Source organism: Rhizobium sp. BK377 (genome assembly GCF_014193935.1).
Taxonomy (GTDB): Bacteria; Pseudomonadota; Alphaproteobacteria; order Rhizobiales; family Rhizobiaceae; genus Rhizobium.
In genome coordinates this window covers 545,484-565,244 of the sequence record NZ_JACIAC010000003.1, presented here as the reverse complement: position 1 = coordinate 565,244, position 19,761 = coordinate 545,484, and the positions used below count along the sequence as shown (strand labels likewise).

At 61.7% G+C, this 19,761-nt stretch carries 17 protein-coding genes and 1 pseudogene; 6 read left to right on the top strand and 12 right to left on the bottom strand.

Annotation, left to right across the window (positions count from 1 at the left end; translation table 11 throughout):
• Window positions 1-428, top strand: a pseudogene (locus tag FHT92_RS17215) (IS6 family transposase); the annotation flags it as partial.
• Between the two features lie 67 nt (window positions 429-495).
• Here FHT92_RS17215 and FHT92_RS17210 read toward each other — a convergent pair.
• Genes FHT92_RS17210 through FHT92_RS17200 form a run of 3 tightly spaced genes read right to left on the bottom strand, consistent with a single transcriptional unit; the run spans window position 496 to window position 3,278 of the window.
• Complete coding sequence (locus FHT92_RS17210; RefSeq protein ID WP_183827428.1) at window positions 496-1,635, bottom strand: mandelate racemase/muconate lactonizing enzyme family protein; 1,140 nt, start codon at window positions 1,633-1,635, stop codon at window positions 496-498.
• A 10-nt stretch (window positions 1,636-1,645) separates the two neighbouring features.
• Window positions 1,646-2,554, bottom strand: a complete 909-nt coding sequence (locus tag FHT92_RS17205; protein WP_183827508.1) for a dihydrodipicolinate synthase family protein — start codon at window positions 2,552-2,554, stop codon at window positions 1,646-1,648.
• 13 nt (window positions 2,555-2,567) lie between these two features.
• Window positions 2,568-3,278 (bottom strand): GntR family transcriptional regulator, encoded by a 711-nt coding sequence (locus tag FHT92_RS17200; RefSeq protein ID WP_183827426.1) that lies wholly within the window; start codon window positions 3,276-3,278, stop codon window positions 2,568-2,570.
• A 130-nt stretch (window positions 3,279-3,408) separates the two neighbouring features.
• On the opposite strand from FHT92_RS17200, the gene FHT92_RS17195 reads away from it, so the two are divergent.
• From FHT92_RS17195 to FHT92_RS17175, 5 genes are read left to right on the top strand one after another with little or no spacing between them, the layout of a single operon-like run.
• Entirely contained in the window at window positions 3,409-5,004 is a 1,596-nt protein-coding gene (locus FHT92_RS17195; RefSeq protein ID WP_183827423.1) for an ABC transporter substrate-binding protein, read from the top strand.
• 24 nt (window positions 5,005-5,028) lie between these two features.
• Window positions 5,029-6,090, top strand: coding sequence for an ABC transporter permease (locus FHT92_RS17190; RefSeq protein WP_183827419.1), 1,062 nt, complete (start codon window positions 5,029-5,031; stop codon window positions 6,088-6,090).
• Window positions 6,091-6,094: 4 nt separating this feature from the next.
• Window positions 6,095-7,006, top strand: coding sequence for an ABC transporter permease (locus tag FHT92_RS17185; protein ID WP_183827416.1), 912 nt, complete (start codon window positions 6,095-6,097; stop codon window positions 7,004-7,006).
• Entirely contained in the window at window positions 6,999-7,847 is an 849-nt protein-coding gene (locus FHT92_RS17180; RefSeq protein ID WP_183827413.1) for an ABC transporter ATP-binding protein, read from the top strand. The genes FHT92_RS17185 and FHT92_RS17180 overlap by 8 nt, the downstream gene beginning before the upstream one ends.
• Before the next feature lies 1 nt (window position 7,848).
• Window positions 7,849-8,619 (top strand): ABC transporter ATP-binding protein, encoded by a 771-nt coding sequence (locus FHT92_RS17175; protein WP_183827410.1) that lies wholly within the window; start codon window positions 7,849-7,851, stop codon window positions 8,617-8,619.
• A gap of 603 nt (window positions 8,620-9,222) precedes the next feature.
• Here the strand turns inward: FHT92_RS17175 and FHT92_RS17170 are convergent.
• The 9 genes from FHT92_RS17170 to FHT92_RS17130 all read right to left on the bottom strand — a co-directional run bounded on the left by FHT92_RS17170 (window position 9,223) and on the right by FHT92_RS17130 (window position 19,761).
• Window positions 9,223-10,293 (bottom strand): ABC transporter ATP-binding protein, encoded by a 1,071-nt coding sequence (locus FHT92_RS17170; RefSeq protein WP_183827407.1) that lies wholly within the window; start codon window positions 10,291-10,293, stop codon window positions 9,223-9,225.
• 20 nt (window positions 10,294-10,313) lie between these two features.
• The gene (locus tag FHT92_RS17165) at window positions 10,314-11,834 is read right to left on the bottom strand and encodes a DUF5060 domain-containing protein (RefSeq protein ID WP_183827404.1); all 1,521 of its coding nucleotides are present in this window, start codon (window positions 11,832-11,834) and stop codon (window positions 10,314-10,316) included.
• A gap of 30 nt (window positions 11,835-11,864) precedes the next feature.
• Window positions 11,865-12,692: a carbohydrate ABC transporter permease gene (locus FHT92_RS17160; protein WP_210278517.1), complete on the bottom strand. Its 828-nt coding sequence runs from the start codon at window positions 12,690-12,692 to the stop codon at window positions 11,865-11,867.
• A gap of 53 nt (window positions 12,693-12,745) precedes the next feature.
• Complete coding sequence (locus tag FHT92_RS17155) at window positions 12,746-13,645, bottom strand: carbohydrate ABC transporter permease (RefSeq protein WP_183827397.1); 900 nt, start codon at window positions 13,643-13,645, stop codon at window positions 12,746-12,748.
• Between the two features lie 92 nt (window positions 13,646-13,737).
• The gene (locus tag FHT92_RS17150; protein WP_183827394.1) at window positions 13,738-14,991 is read right to left on the bottom strand and encodes an extracellular solute-binding protein; all 1,254 of its coding nucleotides are present in this window, start codon (window positions 14,989-14,991) and stop codon (window positions 13,738-13,740) included.
• A gap of 70 nt (window positions 14,992-15,061) precedes the next feature.
• Complete coding sequence (gene dhaL, locus FHT92_RS17145; RefSeq protein WP_183827505.1) at window positions 15,062-15,709, bottom strand: dihydroxyacetone kinase subunit DhaL; 648 nt, start codon at window positions 15,707-15,709, stop codon at window positions 15,062-15,064.
• A 3-nt stretch (window positions 15,710-15,712) separates the two neighbouring features.
• Window positions 15,713-16,717 (bottom strand): dihydroxyacetone kinase subunit DhaK, encoded by a 1,005-nt coding sequence (locus FHT92_RS17140; protein ID WP_183827392.1) that lies wholly within the window; start codon window positions 16,715-16,717, stop codon window positions 15,713-15,715.
• Window positions 16,718-16,855: 138 nt separating this feature from the next.
• On the bottom strand, window positions 16,856-18,730 hold the full coding sequence (locus FHT92_RS17135; protein ID WP_183827389.1) for a hypothetical protein: 1,875 nt from the start codon (window positions 18,728-18,730) through the stop codon (window positions 16,856-16,858).
• A complete protein-coding gene (locus FHT92_RS17130; protein WP_183827386.1) occupies window positions 18,727-19,761 on the bottom strand; it encodes a Gfo/Idh/MocA family protein in 1,035 nt (344 codons plus the stop codon). The genes FHT92_RS17135 and FHT92_RS17130 overlap by 4 nt, the downstream gene beginning before the upstream one ends.

Here is a 19,761-nt window from a genome sequence, read left to right as displayed (position 1 = left end):
AAGCACTGGCTCCGACGCGCCGTCGATTAGGACGGTTTCGTCCTGGACGTTCTGGTGCAAAGCCGCCGCAACGCCAAAGCGGCAAAGCGTCTGATGCGCAAGCTGTTGAAGAGCCAGGGCCGAAGGCCGCGCGTGATGATCACCGACGAGCTTCGATCCTACGCCGCTGCAAAGCGCGCGATCATGCCCGGTGTTGAACATCGCTCTCACAAGGGAACAATCGGGCTGAGAATTCTCACCAACCAATCCGGCGACGAGAGAGGATCATGAAGCGCTTCAAATCCAAACGTCATCTACAACGCTTCGTCTCGATCCATGATCCGATCGCCAACCTTTTCCACATCCCCAGACACGATATCTCCTCTCGCCATTATCGAGAACTGCGCGCTGCGGCGATGAACCTGTGGGCGCAAATACCTCGGGCATGAACCGTCGAGGCGCAATCAGGCTAAGATTGTCCTGTGAGCGTTAAGTTTACGATGGCCGCCAGGCCTATCAAGGATATGCAGTCGCACCATCGGGTTTGCGGGTGATCTTCCGCTCCCAGTGGATGTAGTCCTCGGTCTGCAGCGCCTTCTCATCGATCTCCAGACCCCAACCGGGGCGGTCCGGGCGTAGCTCCATATGACCATCGACGGGCATGTAGGGATCAGCTGCCCAGGGAGCGTGGACGTGCGGCTTGAACTCCAGCACCTTGAAGTTTGGCTGGGCCGCGCAAAAGTGGATGTTCACCGCCGTTGCAAGCGGACCCATCGGGTTATGCGGCGCGACCGTCACATAGTGCGCCTCGGCGATGGCTGCGATGCGTCGCATTTCGCTGACGCCGCCGACCACGCATATATCGGGCTGGATAATGTCGGCGCCGCGGGCAGACAGCAGCGACAGGAATTCGAAACGCGAATAAAGCGATTCACCGGTTGCCAGGGGAACCGTGACCTTCAACTTCAACTCCGCCCATGCCGGGATGTGTTCCGGCCGGATCGGCTCCTCGTAGAACAGCGGATCGTTGGCCGCGATGGCCGCGGCAAGCTGCACGGCTTGATAGGGTTCGAAGATCTTCGCATGCGCGTCGAACGCATAGTCAAAATGCGATGGCGTGATCTCGCGGATCTTGCCGAACCAGTCACCGGTCTCCTTGACAAGTTCGCCCCAGCGGCCGGCATGCAGATCGCGGCGATAGGGGCTGATCTTGAAGGCGGTATAGCCGTACTTCTCGTTCAGCTCGAGCGACTGGTCGCGCGCGGCTTCCGGGTCCGGCGCGGTGTAGACGCCGCAATAGACTTTGACGCGATCGCGCACATTGCCGCCGAGCAGCATGTAAACAGGAAGCCCGGCGGCCTTGCCGGCGATATCCCAGAGGGCGTGATCGATTGCCGAAATCGCCGCGAGGCCGAGCGCGCCCGGAGGAAAGCGGCATTGCTGATTGAGTTTTAGTACGAGGAACTCTACACGTCGCGGATCCTCTCCCTCAACCTGATGAAAGAGGTAGTCGAGAAGCGGTGGGAGCGCCCAGTCCGGGCCGTGGTTGTAGCACTCGCCCCAGCCGGAAATGCCTTCGCTGGTTTCGATTTTAAGAAGCAGGCGAGGGCGATCGTCCACGCGCTGCATGTAGGTCCTGAAGCCTGTGATGTGCATGGGATTTTCCTTAGGCCGTGCGGCCTTTTTCGACGACATTGTCAATGATGACGCGTAGATCTGCGCGTTCGGCTTCGGTCAGGCTCTCGACGCCGGGGACGCGCACGGGCCCGACATCGGTTCCAAGCATACCGAGCGCTTCCTTTACGACGGTGACGTTAGCACCGTTGAGATACTTTGTGCGCAATGCCTCGAAGCCAGCAATGTCGTCGATGAGCGCGCGTGCGGCGGCGTAGTCGCCCTTTTCCAGCGCCTGGTGGATTGCATGCGAGCGTTCCGGGAAGACGTTGACGAGGCCGGAGGTGAAGCCGCGGGCGCCCATGGCGTAGAAAGCCGGGGCCCAACCTTCGGCGAGACCGCAGACCCAGATTGCCGGCGCATCCGCAGTTGCGCGGATCACTTCTGCGAGCAGCATCAGATTTCCGGACGCAAACTTGATGCCGGCGATATTCGGATGCAGCGCCAGCTTGCGGAAGTCGGCGATGGAGAAAGTATCGCTGCGCACATAGGCGATGACGGGAATGGTGCTGGCGTCAGCAAGTTCGAGGAAGTAGCGGGCCTGGTAGCTCGGGCCGGCAAAGGGATCCATCGGGTGATGTCCCATGATCGCATCGGCACCTTCGGCGATGGCATCGCGTGCGAGCGCCTTGGCTTCGGTCAGCGAACGACCAACGGCGGCGCTGACCAGCGACTGGCCGGCGGCGGCCTTGATTGTCGCGGCGTGGACCGAGCGCACTTCATCCATCGTCAGGGTGAAGAATTCACCGGTGTTGCCGGCCGCCATCAGATTGTGGACACGCGCATCGGCGAGGCGGGTAATCAGCGACGAGAGCTTGACGATGTCGACGCTGCCATCCGCTTTGTAGGGGGTTACAGGCACGCCCGATATCCCCGTCAGTGCCCTGCGGATCTTTTCCATTGCCTCGGTCACGTCAGATGTCCTCCTTCTTCTTGAACACGATGTTGAGGTAGGTTTCGCCGGAACGCACGACGTGGTCCCGCATCACGCGTTCGGCCTTGTCGCTGTCGTTGGATATGATGGCGGCGGCGATCGCGGCATGTTCGGCCAACGCCTTGCCGCGCTCGAGTGGATCGGAATGGATGACGCGGCGTATGCTGGCGTCGTAGAACTGCTGCCGTTCAATCATGCGCGAGAGATACTGGCACCGAGAGGCGATATGGATATGCTCGTGAAACGTCTCGTTGAGCGAAATCAGGTCGTCGGCGATGCCGTCTTCGGTCGCCTTGCGCATCAAGGCGACGATATCTTCCAGCTTGCCGGCTTCAGTCCTATCGATGCGCTTGGCGGCAAGGTGGGCGATCATCGATTCCAGGGCGGCGCGCGCCAGGATCATCTCCTCGGCCCAGCCCGCATTGAAACGGATCAGCACGCCACGGCGTGGTAGCGTCTCGACCAGTCCCTCGGTCTCAAGTTGACGCAGGGCTTCCTTGATCGGCGTGGTGCTGACGCCAAGCTGCTCGGCGAGCTGGCGTTCGTTGACGCGCTCGTCCGGCGCGAAGCGGCCGGAGAGAATCGCTGTCCGTAAAGTCTTGTGCACATGGTCGCGCAACGTCGTCAAAAAACGCGGGTCGATCTTCTCGATGCGATCTGCGCCAGACTCTGTCGATGCCTCTTTTTGCATGTCCCGAAAATTCTCCCGTTGACGACAAAATCGTTTTGTGAGATCTGATATACCAGATTTCAGATCGATGTCGATATGGAAAATTTGCGCTCGGGGCGAGGTCCCGGCGCATCAGGGAGGAGATAGGACGATGAAAAGACGCAGTTTTCTGATGGCGTCGGCGATGTTGGCATCGACGCTTGCCATACCGCTCGGCGCTGAGGCGGCGACGCCCAAGGACCAGCTGGTGATCGCCACCAACATGTCCTCCATGCGCGGTCTGGATCCGAACGAGCTAAACCAGCTGGAATCGGCGGAAATCGTCGCCAACCTCTATGAGCGACTGATCGTGCTCTCCGCCGACGACATCACCACGCCGCAGCCGGGTATCGCCGAAAGCTGGACAGTGTCCGATGACGGCAAGACCTTCACTTTCAAGATCCGCTCCGGCGTCACCTTCCACTCCGGCAATACGCTGACCGCCAAGGATGTCGAGTGGTCGCTGCGTCGCCTGGTGAAGCTCGGCCTGGCACCTTCGGTCGATCTTCGCCAGTGGGGGATCACCGACAAGAATGCCGATGAGCTGATCAAGGCGACCGATGATGCGACGGTAGTGCTGCAGACGCGTGAGGTTTGGAACCCGAACCTGATCCTCTTCTCGCTCGCCAGCTTCTCGACCTCGATCCTGGACAGTAAGCTTCTCGCCAAAAACGAGAAGAGCGGCGACATGGGCCGCGAATTCCTACAGACCAACGATGCCGGATCCGGCCCCTATTCGCTCAGAACCTGGCGCGTCAACGACCTCCTGATCTCCGACGCCTTCAAGGACTACTGGCAGGGCGCGCCGAAAATGCGCCGGGTCATCCTTCGCCATATGCCGGAATCATCCGGTCAGCGTCTCCAGTTGGAAGCCGGCGACGTCGACGTCGCGACGCGTCTTTCCTCGACCGATCTGGCGGCCGTTGAAGCCGGTGGCAAGGCCGACATCCAGAAGACGCCGGGCTTCGGCTTCTACTATCTGGCGCTCAACCAGAAGGACGAAATCCTCGCCAAGCCAAAGGTTCGCGAGGCATTCCGCTATCTCATCGATTACGACGGTCTCGCCAACACCGTCATGAAATATTACGGTATCAAGCAGCAGACGATCATTCCCGGCGGTCTGCCTGGCGCCAGCCCGGATAATCCCTATAAGCTCGATATCGACAAGGCCAAGCAATTGCTGGCCGAGGCCGGTTATCCAAACGGCTTCTCCAAGGTGTATTATGCGACACCCGTCACGCCGGAGTACGAAGTTGCCCAAGCGCTGCAGGCCAATGCGGCCAAGGCCGGCATCAAGCTCGACCTGCAGGGTGGAGACCATATAGGTAAGTTCCGCAACCGTGAGTTCGAGATCTTTTCGGCGCGGACCGGCGAACGCCTGCCCGATCCACATGCGGTTCTGGCGTCATATGCGACGAACCCGAACAACGCCGACGATGCGAAACTCTCCGGCCTGATCGCCTGGCGCTCCGCCTGGGAGGTTCCGAAAGATATCCAGGACATGGTCACGGCCGCCGCGCACGAAACCGACCAGCAGAAGCGCGCCGATCTCTACGCCAAGATCAACAAAGCCTATTTGGACGCTTCGCCGGCTTTGATCACCTCTTTCCAGCGCACGGACGCGAAGGCGGTCAGAAAGGAAGTCAAGGGCTATGTCGGTCATTCGACCTGGCTTACCCGTTGGGACACCGTCTCGAAGGGTGAATAGGCCCTTCTTGTCGAGGAGAATGACGTGAGTATCTCACAGACATCTGGAAACGCGCCGGCAGGCGGACGTGCTGCTCTTGGTGCGCTGCGCAAGGTGACGGCATCCTTTGCTGTCATCCTGACGACGCTGCTCGGTTTGCTCGTGATCACCTTCGTCGTTGGCCGCATGGTTCCCGCCGATCCGGTCATCGCCGTTATCGGGGACCAGGCCGATCACGAGACCTATGAGCGGGTCTACAAGGAGATGGGGCTCGATCAACCGCTCTATGTGCAGTTTGCCACCTATCTCGGCAATGTCGCGCATCTGGATTTTGGCCAATCGCATGTGACGAAAAACCCCGTTGCCAGCGATCTCGGCCGTGTCTTCCCCGCGACGCTGGAACTCGCCACGCTGGCGACGATCATCGGCGCGGGCTTCGGCATCCCGCTCGGTATCATCTCTGCCGTCCGCAAGGGCACCTGGGTCGATCACATGGCGCGTGTCGTCGGTCTGCTCGGCCACTCGACGCCGATCTTTTGGCTGGGCACGATCGTCATCCTGGTCTTCTACGCAAAGTTCGGTCTCATCCCCGGAAGCGGCCGCCTCGACGTCTACAACGAGGGCCTGGTCGAAGGGCCGACTAACTCCATCCTCGTGGACGCAGTCCTTGCAGGCGAATGGGAGGTCTTCCGCGACGCCCTGCTACATGTCGCGGCTCCCGCCCTGATCCTCGGCTACGCCGCAATGGCCTATCTCAGCCGCATGAGCCGCAGCTTCATGCTCGAGCAGTTGCGACAGGAATACGTACTGACCGCGAAGGCCAAAGGACTTGGACAGCGGGCGATCATCTGGCGTCATGCCTTCCGCAACATAAGGGTGCAGTTGCTCACGATCATCGCGTTGGCCTACTGCGGCCTCCTCGACGGCACGGTTCTGATCGAGACGGTCTTCGCCTGGCCCGGCCTTGGCCAATACCTGACCTCCGCGCTGTTTTTCGCCGACATGAATGCGGTGCTCGGCAGCGTGCTCCTCATCGGCATCATCTCGATTGCCATCAATCTCCTGTCGGACCTGACCTATCGGTTCCTCGATCCGCGTACCCGGTGACATCATGGCGACACGCTACTTCAACGATCTGCACAACTGGCTGATCAACGAGGAGTTCTCCTCGACGCGTCAGGCGCGCCTCCACAAGGCCTATGTCCTGTGGCTGAACCTGATCGCAAACCCACTGGCATTCGCCGGTTTCCTGGTCGTGCTGATGCTGATATTGATCGCCATCTTCGCGTCTCTGCTAGCCAGCCACGATCCGATCGTCCAGGATTTGACGATGGCGCTGAAGCCGCCATCCTCGGTTAACTGGTTTGGCACCGACGAGTTCGGCCGCGACGTCTACTCACGTCTGGTCTACGGTGCTCGTACGACACTTTACATCAGCATCCTGGTCACGGTGATCGTGGCGCCGATCGGCTTTGCGATCGGCGCGACCGCCGGCTATCTCGGCGGCTGGGTCGATGTCGTCTTGATGCGCATCACCGATATCTTCCTGTCGTTTCCAAGTCTCGTGCTGGCGCTCGCCTTTTCCGCAGCGCTTGGTCCTGGCATCGAGAACGCCGTGATCGCCATCGCGCTCACCGTCTGGCCGCCGATCGCGCGCCTGGCGCGGGCCGAAACGCTGACGTTCCGCGCCGCCGATTTCGTCGTAGCAGCCGAGTTGCAGGGTGCCGGTATGGGACGCATTCTGTTTCGCCATATCGTGCCGCTTTGCGCGCCGTCGATCATCATCCGCCTGACGCTCAACATGTCGAGCGTCATCCTGACGGCCGCCGGTCTTGGTTTCCTCGGGCTCGGCGCCCAGCCGCCGATGCCCGAATGGGGCGCCATGGCGGCCTCCGGGCGGCAATATCTTCTCGACGCCTGGTGGCTGACGACCGTTCCTGGCATCGCCATTCTTCTGGTCAGTCTCGCCTTCAATCTGCTCGGCGACGGACTGCGCGACATCATGGATCCACGCAATGCCTGAACAGTTAAAACCGATCCTCTCGGTCAAGAACATGTCGGTGCAGTTTCCGACGCTGTCCGGCGTGGTCAACGCCGTCAAGAATGTGAGCTTCGATGTTGGCCGCGAGAAAGTGGGCATCATTGGCGAATCCGGTTCCGGCAAGAGCACGACTGGACGCGCCATCATGCGGCTTCAACCGGATACCGCGCGCGTGGTTGCTGACAAGATGCGTTTCGAGGACGTAGATCTGTTGACCGCCACCGAAGCCGATATGCGCGCGATCCGCGGCAGCCGGATTTCGATGATCCTGCAGGACCCGAAATACTCGCTCAATCCTGTCATGACCGTCGGCGAGCAGATCGCCGAAACCGTCATCCTGCACGAGCGTCTTGGAAAGAAGGCGGCGCGCGAGCGCACGCTCGCCATGCTGGAACGGGTAAACATCCGCGACGTGCAGCGCGTCTTCAATCTCTACCCGCATGAAGTCTCGGGTGGCATGGGCCAGCGCATCATGATCTCTATGATGCTGATCTCCTCGCCCTCGCTGATCATCGCCGACGAGCCGACCTCCGCACTCGACGTGACCGTGCGCCAGCAGGTGCTGTCTATCCTTGATGACCTGATCACCGAGCGTAACATCGGCCTGATCTTCATCTCCCACGACCTCAACCTCGTGAAGAGTTTCTGCGACCGCGTCATCATCATGTATGCAGGCCGGATCGTGGAAATCATCGAAGCTTCCAGGCTCGATGACGCAACCCATCCCTATACACGCGGCCTTCTTGAGGCGCTGCCAAGTCTCGATCAACCTCGAGACCGTCTGGAAGTGCTGAAGCGCCAGACAAGCTGGGCGGAGGCGTGAGATGTCCATCATATCGGTAAACGATCTCGCCGTATCCTTCGGCAGCGGCAATGATTTCAAGCAGGTCGTCAAAAACGTGACCTTCGAGGTCGCGCTTGGCGAAACCTTCGGTCTGGTTGGCGAAAGCGGTTGCGGCAAGTCGACGGTGCTCGGCGCGCTGGCGGGACGCATCAAGAGATGGAACGGTTCGGTGTCGATCGACGGCGACGAGGTTGGCCCGAAGCGATCCCGCGCGCAACTCGCAAAGCAGCAGATGGTGTTCCAGGACCCGTTCGGCTCCCTGCATCCGCGTCATACGATCGGGCGTACGCTGCTGGAGCCGCTCGAAATTCATGGGTTGAACCGCAGAGAAGAGCGTGTCGAGCAAGTGCTGCGCGACGTGGGCCTGCCGCCCAGCTTCCGGCATCGCTTCCCTCACCAGCTCTCAGGAGGGCAGCGGCAGCGCGTGGCGATTGCGCGCGCCCTTATCCTCGAGCCGAAGATCCTGTTGCTCGATGAGCCGACGTCCGCGCTCGACGTCTCGATCCAGGCCGAGATACTCAACCTCCTAAGGGATCTGCGTGAACGGTCGAATCTGACCTATGTCTTGGTCAGCCACGACATGGCGGTCATCGCGCATCTCTGCAATCGCGTTGCGGTCATGCAGGACGGCAACTTCGTTGAGGTTACGACGCGGGAGCAGCTTCTGAATGGGAGCGTTCAGCACTTCTACACGAAGACGCTGCTGGACGGGAGCAGGGGATACATTCCGAAAACGAAGATGCCGGCTTAACGACCGATTGGCACCCTCTCGTCCGCAAGGCGAAGGTGACGTCGGATGCGAGGTGAAACTAGATGGCCGAGTGCGCTCCATCCACTATTGCCTAGCAGATCGCTTGGCGGTGTGCGCGATCACCTCATTTCTTTGGCTCTCACTCATTTTGATGCAGTCGCAACGATGCTGCGCTGCTGGTTTCCAAGAAGCCTGAGGCCGCGCCAGCGGCCAAAGCGACGACCGCTGTGGGGCAGCGCGATCAAGGATGTTATGGACCCGTTAGGTTTTTCGAACATCTGCTTAATTGAGAGAAACGGCAATTTCAGATCGTATGGTCTGCAGCACGCGCCATATCGCATCGCCCTGCAGCATTCGGTATGGCGTGCTGGCATCCCTCCCACCTATCAGACGCCGCCAAGTGCAGGTGCCGGAGCGCCTATACGCTGTAGAGGTTCAGCGCCCTAATGAAGGCCGCATCGCAGCCGAGTATATTCTACAGATACCATTGCCCGTCAGCCGCAGCGGCTTGGTCTGCTCCGACGAGACGATACAGCGTTGACGACATTCACCATCGGTTTGATCGCGACGGATATCGCTTCCAATGGGTGTTCATGGCGAGAATCAGGCGCTGAGACGCTGCTGCGTCTGCTGGTCGAAGAAATGTACCTTCGAGGTTTCGAAGGACAGTTTCACCGGCTGTTCAGGAGCGATGTCGACCCGCTCGCGCACCACCCAGGTCAGTTCCCTGCCGTCGACTTCCACGGCGACATGAGTTTCCGAACCCGTTGGCTCGACCACCTTGACCACGGCATCGACGCCGGTCTCGCCGCCAAAGGCAATGTCTTCGGGACGGATGCCGAGCGTGACCAGCCGGTTGGCGGAACTGGCCGGCGCGCGTGAGAGTTTCACGCGCGAACCGCCGTTCAGCGCCAGCGCCGGGCTGCCGACATCGGCGATGGTGCCTTCGAGGAAGTTCATGGCGGGGGAGCCGAGGAAGCCTGCGACGAAGATGTTGCGCGGCTTGTCGTAGAGTTCGAGCGGGCTGCCGATCTGCTCGACGCGGCCGCCATGAAGCACGACAATCTTGTCGGCCATGGTCATGGCTTCGATCTGATCGTGGGTGACATAGACGATCGTGGTCTTCAGGCGCTGGTGCAGCGCCTTGATCTCGGCGCGCATCTTCACGCGCAGCTTGGCATCGAGGTTGGAAAGCGGCTCGTCGAACAGGAAGACTTTCGGATCACGGACGATGGCTCGGCCCATGGCGACGCGCTGGCGCTGGCCGCCGGAAAGCTGCGCCGGCTTGCGGTCGAGCAGCGGCTGCAGGCCGAGGATAGCCGCGGCCTCGCCGACCTTCTTCTCGATCTCCGGCCGCTTGGCGCCGGCGAGTTCCAGCGCGAAGCCCATGTTCTGGGAGACCGTCATCTGAGGATAGAGGGCGTAGTTCTGGAAGACCATCGCAATGTCGCGATCCTTGGGCTGCAGATTGTTCACCACCCGCCCGTCGATGCTGATCTCACCGCCCGTAATGTCCTCGAGCCCGGCGATCATGCGCAGCAATGTGGATTTGCCGCAGCCGGAGGGACCGACGAGGATGGTGAATTCGCCATCGGCGATCTCGACGTCGACGCCGTGGATGATATCGACAGCGCCGAAAGACTTCTTGACGTTTCTGATGCTCAAGCCAGACATTTGCAATCCCTTCGACTGTTTTAGCGCTTCCTGCGCACGCGCAACGCCTGAAACGGCTTGCGTGGGATTTTCACGCCGAAGGCGGCGTCCGGCTTGCCGCCGCGCACGACCGAGCCGTGGCGCGTCGGATGCGGAACGGGTGCAGCCACCTTCTCGGCCGGCGTGATCGTCATCTCCCAGGTGTCGATGATATCGACATCGTAATCGTCGCCGTCGACGGGCAGGCCGGTGGACCAGACGACCGGCTGATGCTCGCCAAAATAGATCAGGCGGAAATCGCCGTCGCCGTCACCCGCGCCCGACACGCGCGACCAGGGCCATTCGCCGATGACGCCGAGCGGTTCGAGGCCGTGCTTGACGTCGGCCTCCAGCAGATCGCGCAGGAAGCCGATCCGTTTCCAAGCCTCGCCGCGGAGTTCCCCGCCCTTGGCCCACCAGATCAGATCCTCGGGATGGGAATAGGTCTCGCCGTGGCCGGCATAGCCGCCGCGCGCCATGGTGATCCAGAAGCGGTGCACCAGTTCCCCGGCATGGAGATTGCCCCAGGACTGCAGGATGTCGCCCTCATATTCGGGCTCGTCGTTGATGACGGGCTTGCCGTAGGCATTGCGCCATTCCTGGGTGCGCTTGACGTCGGGGTTCTGAATGCAGGTATGGGTGACCCACGGCTTGCGGTGATCGAAATTGGCCGTCACATCGCCATTATGGATGGAGCGCAGATGCTGGTAGGGATCGTTTTCCTCCAGGATGTGGAAGTAGCGGTCCCACTGCTCCATCGGCTTGGTGTCGATCAGGAAATCATATTCGTTGGCGAGCGACCACCAGACGTTCCGGTAGGCGGCAAGGCGCGCGGCAAGATATTCGACATAGCGGAAATCCTGCTCGGCCGACATGTCGGCATAACCCCAGCGGTCATAGGGATGGAAGATGATGATATCGGCTTCGATGCCGAGGTCGCAAAGTGCGGCGACCTGCTGTTCGAAATGCCGGAAAGCGGCGGGGTTCGGACGGTCGAAATCTTCCTTGCCGTCCGCGCCGCGCTCGAAGCATGCGTGCAGCGGCTCGTTGACGTTATAGGGATAATCCTTCGGGAAAACGCCCATGCGCATCTTGTTGAAGCGGGCTTTCTTCAGCGTCTCCAGCGTCTGCCTCTGCATTTCGAGCGGCTGGTGCGTCCACGCGTAGCAGGTCGTTCCGAAGGAAAGGAACGGCGTGCCGTCGGCATAGGCGAAATGGAATTTGTTGCGAACCCGCACAGGGCCGTGATTGCCTGATGAAGGGGCGGTCGCGGTCAAGGCGCCGGTCTTGCCGTCGAGGGCTGCGGCCTTGGAGCGCGTCCTGAACGACCACTCGCCCTCGCTGTCGGGCATGAAGCGGATGCGGTAGGTGCCGTTGCCATCATAGAAGCCCGGCACCCGCACCTCGCGGCTCTTATGGGTGAAGACGGCATCGAATGCCACGTCGAGATAGGGATTGCCGCCGGCCGGCCCTTCGAAGGCGGCCTCGAACACGCCCCATTTTTCGACTGCTGCATCGGACATTCTGTCTCTCCTCGTAAAGTGATTTCGCGATCAGCCCTTGACGGCACCGGAGGTGAGGCCGGAGACGAAGTAGCGCTGGAACATGAGATAGACGATCGTCGCCGGAAGCACGGTCATGACGATCGCGGCGTTGAGCTGGCCGTAATTGCTGGAGAACTGCCCCTGGAACGACATCAGGCCGAGCGGCAGGGTCCACATGTGCTGGTCCTGCAGCAGCACCAGCGCCATGGCGAATTCGTTCCAGGTGGAGACGAAATCGAGGATGAGGAGCGCCGCGAGCACCGGCAGGCAGACCGGCAGGAAAATTCTGCGGAAGATGGTGAAATGGCTTGCGCCGTCAATGAGCGCCGCTTCCGAAAGCTCCTTGGGAATGCTCCTGAAGAAGCCGTGCAGGATGAAGACCTGATAGGGCACGCCGAAGGCGATGTAGGGCAGGATGACGCCGGGATAGGTGTCGATCAGGCCGAAGGAATTGACGAGCGTGAAGAGCGGCGCCAGCATCACCTGGAAGGGGATCATCGTGCCGAAGACGACGAGAAGCAGCAGCGCCTTCGAGATCCTCAGCTTGATCTTGGCCAGCGCATAGGCGGCCATGGCCGACAGGAACAGGCCGAGCGGGACCTTGATGACGGTGATGATGACGCTGTTGAGGAAGGAGTTGGCGAAATTGCCGCGGCTCCAGGCAGCGCTGTAATTGTCATAGGCAAGCTCGGTCGGCGGCATGAAGGCGCCTGTGCTCGTCACCGCCGCCGGCGTCTTCAGCGAGGTGAAGACGATGAAAATGAAGGGCGCGACCCAGACGAGGGCCACGATGACGAGCGTGATCCAGAGACCGATCAGGACAGGATCGCGCTTCATCGACGACGGCTGGACGTCGAGATCCACGGCGGCGGTATCGCTCGGCACTACTGTCACGATTCGACCTCCTCATGCCTCTGGGTCCATCTCAAATAGGGAATGACGACGGCCATGGTGATCAGCAGCAGGACGACGGAGATAGCCGCACCTCGGCCGAAATCGAAGATCTGCATGGCCTGGGTGAAGGCCCAGAGCGCCAGCATCTGGGTGGATTGGGCCGGGCCACCGCCGGTCAGGCCATAGACGATGTCGAAGGCCTTCAGCGACGAGATGATGGAAAGAACGAGAACGATGGTGATCGTCGGGCGCAGCGCCGGCAGCGTCACATGCTTGAACACGGCCCAGCGGCCGGCGCCGTCGATGCGCGCCGCCTCGACCAGCGTCTGCGAGACGTTCTGCAGGCCGGCGAGGAAGAGCACCATGGAGAAGCCGACCGTCTGCCAGAGATAGGCGACGAAGACGGAATAGAGCGCGATATCCTTGTTGCCGAGCCAGTCCTTGATCCAGCCCTGCATGCCCCAGGAGGTCAGCAGCTGGGCGAACAGGCCGAAGAAGGGATCGTACATCCACTTCCACATGGTGGCGACGGCGATCGGCGCGATGATGACGGGAAGATAGAAGATCGCCCGCAACCCGTTGCGGCCGAAGATCTTCTGGTTGAGGCTGAGCGCCAGCAACAGGCCGACCAGCGGCGGGAAGATCAGGCTCATCAGCGTCCAGATCACCGTGTTGCGGAAGGCGACCCAGAAGACAGGATCGCGGGTGAAGATCGCCGAATAATTGGCCATACCCACGAACTGCCGGTTGGTATCGAGCCCGTTCCACTTCTGGAAGCTCAGGATGACGACGTTGAGCATCGGGTAGAGCGCGAAGACCGCGTAGATCGCCAGCGCCGGCACCAGCAGGATCGCAGCCTGCATGCGCGGATCATGTGTCGATTGTCGAAGTGACATGCTTTCCTCCTGGCAGGGCCTTTGCAGCCGGCTCGCGAAAGAAGGTGCCAGCCGATCAACGCGTGGGTCGATCGGCTGGCGCTTTGGAGGAATCAGGTTCTGCTGGCGATGAAGGTCTGCAGCTGCTTGGCCGCCTCGGCCGGCTCGGTGTTGCCGGAGGCGACATCGTTGATGACGCGGAAATATTCCGTCGTGACATCGAGCGGGAAGGCTTGGTCACCGTTCATGTAGACCTTGCCGTATTTCTGGAAGATGCCCAGCCATTCCGCCTCGAGCGGCTTCTGGTTGGCATATTGGACGTTCTTGTTGACGGAGGTCGAGCTCAGCTGGCCGAGCAGATCCTGCTGCACCTTCGTCGACAGGAAATAGTCGAGGAACTTGGCGGCGATGTCGGGATTCTTGCTCTTGGTGCTGATGTAATTGTACTCGGCAAAGCCATAGAGACGGTCGGTATTGGTCGGGAAGGGGAAGATGCCGTAATCGTCGAGATTGGCGCCGGAACCGTTGAGTTGGCTGACCAGCCAGTCGCCTTCGAGCATCATCGCCGCGCGGCCCGCGGTAAAGAGGCTGTAGGACTGCTTGTTGTCGATGCCCATGAAGGGCTGCAGCGTGTAGTTCTTGGTCCACTTGGCGAATTCGCCGAAGGCGTCCGTCGCGCAGGGCTCCTTGGTCCAGTCCAGCGTCATCGCCTTCAGCGCGTCGTGCTTCTCGGCGCCGCACTTAGTTTCGAGGATCACGTCCATCAGGCGCATGACATGCCAGTTGACCGTGCCGCCGAAGGTGAAAGCGGGAATGCCCGCGGCCTTCAGCTTCTCGGCGGCGGCGAGAAGCTCGTCATAGGTCTTCGGCTCTTCGGTGATGCCGGCCTGCTCGAAAAGCTTTTTGTTGTAATAGACGGCTTCGCCCTTGAAGGTGAAGGGAACGCCGTGCTTGCCGCCGGGATAGAGATCGGCGAAGGCGGCTGCGGACGGCAGCAATTCGTCGGTCCACTTATATTCGGTGTAATACTTGTCGAGAGGCAGGGAGAGGCCGGCCTTCACATATTCGCCGCCCAGGCCGAGGCCCGCCCAGCTGAAATAGATGTCCGGGCCCTTGTCGGAGCCGGCCGCGACGCGCAGCGCCGTCTTGTGCTCGTCGACGGCGCGCGGAACGATCTCGACATGCGTGCCCGGGTTCGCCGCTTCGAAATCGGATGCCACCTTTTTCAAGGCCGTATTGGCGGCATTGTTGTCGAAGTTGAGGGTCCAGAGCGTGATGTCTTCGGCAAGAACCGGCGTCGCGGCGAAAGACGCCATGGCGATCGCGACGATGCTCGCCGTCTTCAATTTCGCGGATAGGGTCAGCATTACCGTCCTCCTCTTGATAAGCCGGCCCCTTGTCGCAGATGATCATTTACATGTCAACTGGTATGATGAGCTAACCATCACGATGCTGTGCAAATTTCGCGATGGAGGCAATGAGGATCGCGGCCGACGCCGCGCCGGGATCGATATGACCGATCACCCGTTCGCCAAGCCGCGACGCCCGCCCCTTGGCCGCCGTCATATCCCGGGTTGCTTCGCAGCCCCGGCGCGCCGCCCGCTCGGCCAGATCGAGACATTCGAGGAGGGAAGCTCCCGATGCCCAGGCATCAGACGCCGCATCGGCCGCGGGCCTCCAGGCATCGACCATGGTCTTTTCGCCGGGCTCGGCCTTGCCGCGCTCCTGAATGCCTTGCGCCATCGCCGCGAAAGCGCGCATAAACTCCTCGTCGCCGAGGTCCGGCCTGTCCTTGACGGCGGCGGCGGCGCGCATGAAAGCCGTCGCATAGAGCGGGCCGGAGGATGCGCCGACCGCATTCAGGAATGCCTTTGCCGCCGCGTTGAAGACGGCCGTCGGCGCGGCCTGCGCGGGGTCGAGTGCTGCGACCGCCTTGGCCGCGGCCTCACAGCCGGCATCCATGGCAAGGCCGTGATCGCCGTCGCCGATCGCGCCGTCCAGCTCGCAGAGATGGTCGCGATGCGCCGCGATATCGACGGCGATCAGGGCAAAGAGATGCTGCAGGTCTTTGGTCGTGATCACAATCGATCACCTCCTGAACATGGCGCAATCGCAGGGATGGTCGATCAGCCGCTGAAGCTCGTCGTCGAGATGCATGAGCGTGACCGAGGCGCCCGCCATTTCGAGCGAGGTGCAGTAATTGCCGACGAGCGAGGTATGGATGACGAGCCCGGCCTCGTCGAGCCGTGCCTTGACGCGCCGCATCATGATGTAGAGTTCCATCATCGGCGTCGAGCCGAGCGAATTGACGAGGACGGCGACGCGGTCGCCGCGCTCGGCCTTCATCTCCTGGAGAAGATTGTCCATCAGTTCGTCGGTCACCGCGTCGGCCGTCTTCAGCGGCCCGCGCGCCACGCCCGGCTCGCCATGAATGCCCATGCCGATCTCCATCTCCTCCTCGCCGATCTGGAAGTTCGCCTTCAAGGTCTGGGGCAGCGAGCAGGGCGAGAGCGCAACACCCATCGTATAGGTTCGCGCATTGGCGTGGCGGGCGGCGCGCTCGACTTCGTCGAAGGAATAGAGAAGATCGCAGGCAGCACCGGCGGCCTTGAAGATAAGGACATTGCCCGCGACCCCGCGCCGCCTGTCCTTTTGATCGGCTGGCGCGGACGCAACATCGTCGGTGGTGAGCACGGTGCGCACCGCGATGTCGTCGAGCGCCAGCATTTCCGCGGCCATGTCGAAATTCATCACGTCGCCGGCATAATTGCCGTACATGAAGAGCACGCCGACGCCGCCATCGACGGCCTTGGCGCAGGCCGTAATCGGATCGGGCGGCGGCGAGGCGAAGACGTTGCCGATCGCGGCGGCATCGGCGAGCCCCTTGCCGACATAGCCGAGGAAGGTCGGTTCGTGCCCGGAGCCGCCGCCGATCACCAGCCCGACCTTGCCCTTGCGCGGGCCGTGTCGGGCAATGATGGCGCGCGGCACGCTGTCCACGGCATAGAGGTGCTCGGGATGCGCGGCGAGAACGCCTTGCAGCATCTCATCGACGGCATCCGCGCCTGCATTGATAAGCTTCTTCGTCTTCACGCCGATCCTCCCAGAACGAGCTCCGACTGAATAGATGCGGCGGGCGGGCCGGAGGTCAATCCGCTAGAGCGCGATGCCGAAAAGTGTGAGCGGCTTTCGGACGACATCGTGCTCTAACTCTTTAATTTAGAACGGGATTCAGATTTTAGGCCAACCGGGCCTAAAATCATCCTGTTCTAGCGGCAAGGCGACCGTCGCGAAAGGCCCGAGCCGCACCTCTTCGGCCAATGCGCTGCCGCCGACCCTTTGTTCTTCTCCCGTGAGATTGACCACGTAGAGCCTGGCGCCTGCGGCATCCCCCGCCACGAACGACAGAACTTCTGAGGGCGAAGACGAGAGGCATTCCTGCCAAGATGCTTCCGCCAAGGCCGACAAGGTCCGCACCGTGTTGAAGAGCGGCCGCCGCCCGCCTTGCTCGACCGGTTCATCGGGACCGGCGATCAGGCCGAAAGGACCGGTCAGCGCCGAAAGCGTCAGGCATTCGAGACCTGCCTCCAGCACCCGGATCGCATAGCCGAACGCGAAGGCCTCGGCGAAACGGCCGTTGTGGCGGGGGTCGCGGTTGGCCATCGGAATGCGCCCGCCGGACGGATTGTCCATCGTGCGGCTGCCATAGGGGTTCTGCCGCATCGGGATCGTCGAGGGGCCGATGCGATAGGGCTTGTCGCCGTAGATCGCGCGGACGGAGCGCGTGATGAACGGCAGCGCTTCCAGGGTCTGCATGACGCTGAGATCGTCAGCTGCGTGCACGATCGGATTGGTGCAATGGCTGACGAAATCGATCTCGTCCGCCGGCACGCGCTTGCGGTTGAGCTCGGTGAAATAGCTGAGCATACCGCCGCCGATGCGGATGTCGGGGAAGGCGGCGCGGGCCGCGGCATAGACCTCTTCGAGGGGAGGGCAGTCCGGCCATTTGCTGCCGGGCGGCGTCGATTGCCGGTCGACGGAGGGCGAGATCAGGATCGCATCCGACTTGAATCCCGCCTGCTGCACCTGCCGCGCGATCTCGGCTGCCTCGCCTGCCGGCGACGATTTGCAGGGGAGCGCGATCTCCAGTGTCGAGCGGCCGCGATGGAGAGCGGCGATCGCGGCAAAGTTTTCCAGCGCGTCGAGGCCATGCCCGGCGTCGGGGTCGAAATGGAAGAGAAGCTCGCGAGGCGCGATCTCCGCCAGGAGGGATCCGGCCGCCAGTGTCGCCTCGGCCTCCTCGGGGGTCACGATCACGCCGATATCTGGCATGGTGCCGGTTCGCGTACCGAGCTCGAGCCTTATGACGTTGCTCTGCGTCGCGGCTGGCGGCGCAACGGAGCGGCTGATATCCGTGATGATAAGCGACGTCTTCTGCCGGACAGGCTGGTTCGCCGCGATCTGATAAGGCCAGGGCAAGGCAAGCGGCCGGACATAAGTCTTGTAGGAGGCGTCCGACCAGTTGCGCTGGTCCTCCATTTCGAACGTGTCGCCCTCCATCCGGCATTCCGCGCTCACATCAGGCATGACCTGATGGGTGATGGCGCGCATGTCCTTGAAGGGCTGCCACGGCTCGATGACATTGGGAAAACGCGTCGCCGCGATCTGGCCGTCGACATGTTCAACCACCGCCGGCGAACCGGCGACGCCGACGATCGGATGGAGGATGCAGAAGCCGCAGCGATTGGTTTCGAAGCCGGTCCCTGAGATGGCTTCGGCCTCGAAATCGAGCCGGTCGCGATATCCGGTGATGCGGACCTCTGTGGAGAGCGTCGTCGCATCCGGCCCCTCGCAGCGGGCGAGATAGGCGACCTCGAAACGATCCTCGCCTTGCTCGATCCTGAGGTCTGTGATCTCAGGGCTGTAGGTGCCCCAGTCCCGGTCGCGGACGAGGTAGGAAATCGCCCGCAGCACCTCGACACCGTCGTAACGGATCGTACGAAGGTTGCCGTCGGCGAGATCGGCCGTCAGCTTTCCCGCCGTCAGGCGGACCGGCGGCCTTTCCGCAGCGCGGGTGCCGAAGAGCTGGAACGCATCGGCGGTCATCGCAGCAGAGCCCTGATATCGATCGTCTGGCCGCGCGCGGCGCTGTCATAGGCGGCCTCGACGAGGGCGAAGGTCTTCAGATTGTCGGCGCCCGAGGTCGAATGTTCCGCGCCGCGCCTGAGCTGATCGACCCAATGCTGCTCAATCGCATAGACGCTTTCCTGGATGTTGTGCCAGGGCCGCGAGGCCCAGGACAGCAGCTTCGGCGAGACATCCGTGATGGTCGTGCCCTTGTCGTTGGTGATCTCGAGGCCGTAGCCCTGGCTGAGGCGGATCGTGCCTTCGGAGCCGTCGAGTTCGATCAGCGTCTCGGGGAAGGGCTCCTTCGAGAGCCTGGTGGCGTAGCTGACGTCGACGACGGAGGTCGCGCCGTTTTCGTGATCGAGCAGGATGGTCGCGACATCCTCGCCCCTGATCCTGGGGTTGACTCGCTTGGTGCGGGCGGTCAGCGCGCTGACGTCGCCGAGGATATAGCGGGCGATATCTAGCGTATGGATGCCGAGATCTTCGATGATGAAACGCTCGCTTTCGGCGAGATAGGGCTGGCCGGAAAAGACGTCGTAGCCCGAGCGGAAGGAGAAGCGGCCCCAGAAGGGTGTGCCGATGGCGCCGGCATCGAGCGCCTTGCGCACCGCCTGGATCGGAGTCTGCCAGCGGAAGTTCTCGTGCACCATCAGCTCCACGCCGGCAGCGCGGCAGGCTTCGACCATCGCCTTGGCATCCGCCAGCGTCTTGGCGAAAGGCTTCTGGCAGATGGCGGGGATCTTATTCCTCGCAGCCATTTCCACCAGTGCGCGGTGGCTTTGGACTGTCGTGGCGATATCGACGAAATCGAAGCCGCCATCGGCAAACATCGCCTCGGCATCCCTATAGCGCCGCTCGATGCCGAACTGGTCGCCGACGAGCTTCAGCCGCTCGGGATCGCGGTCGCAGATCGCGACGATGCCGGCACCGTCGACATCGTTCCAGGCATGCATCTGGTTGATCGCAAAGAAGCCGCAGCCGATCAACGCGCCTTTCAATTCGGTCAT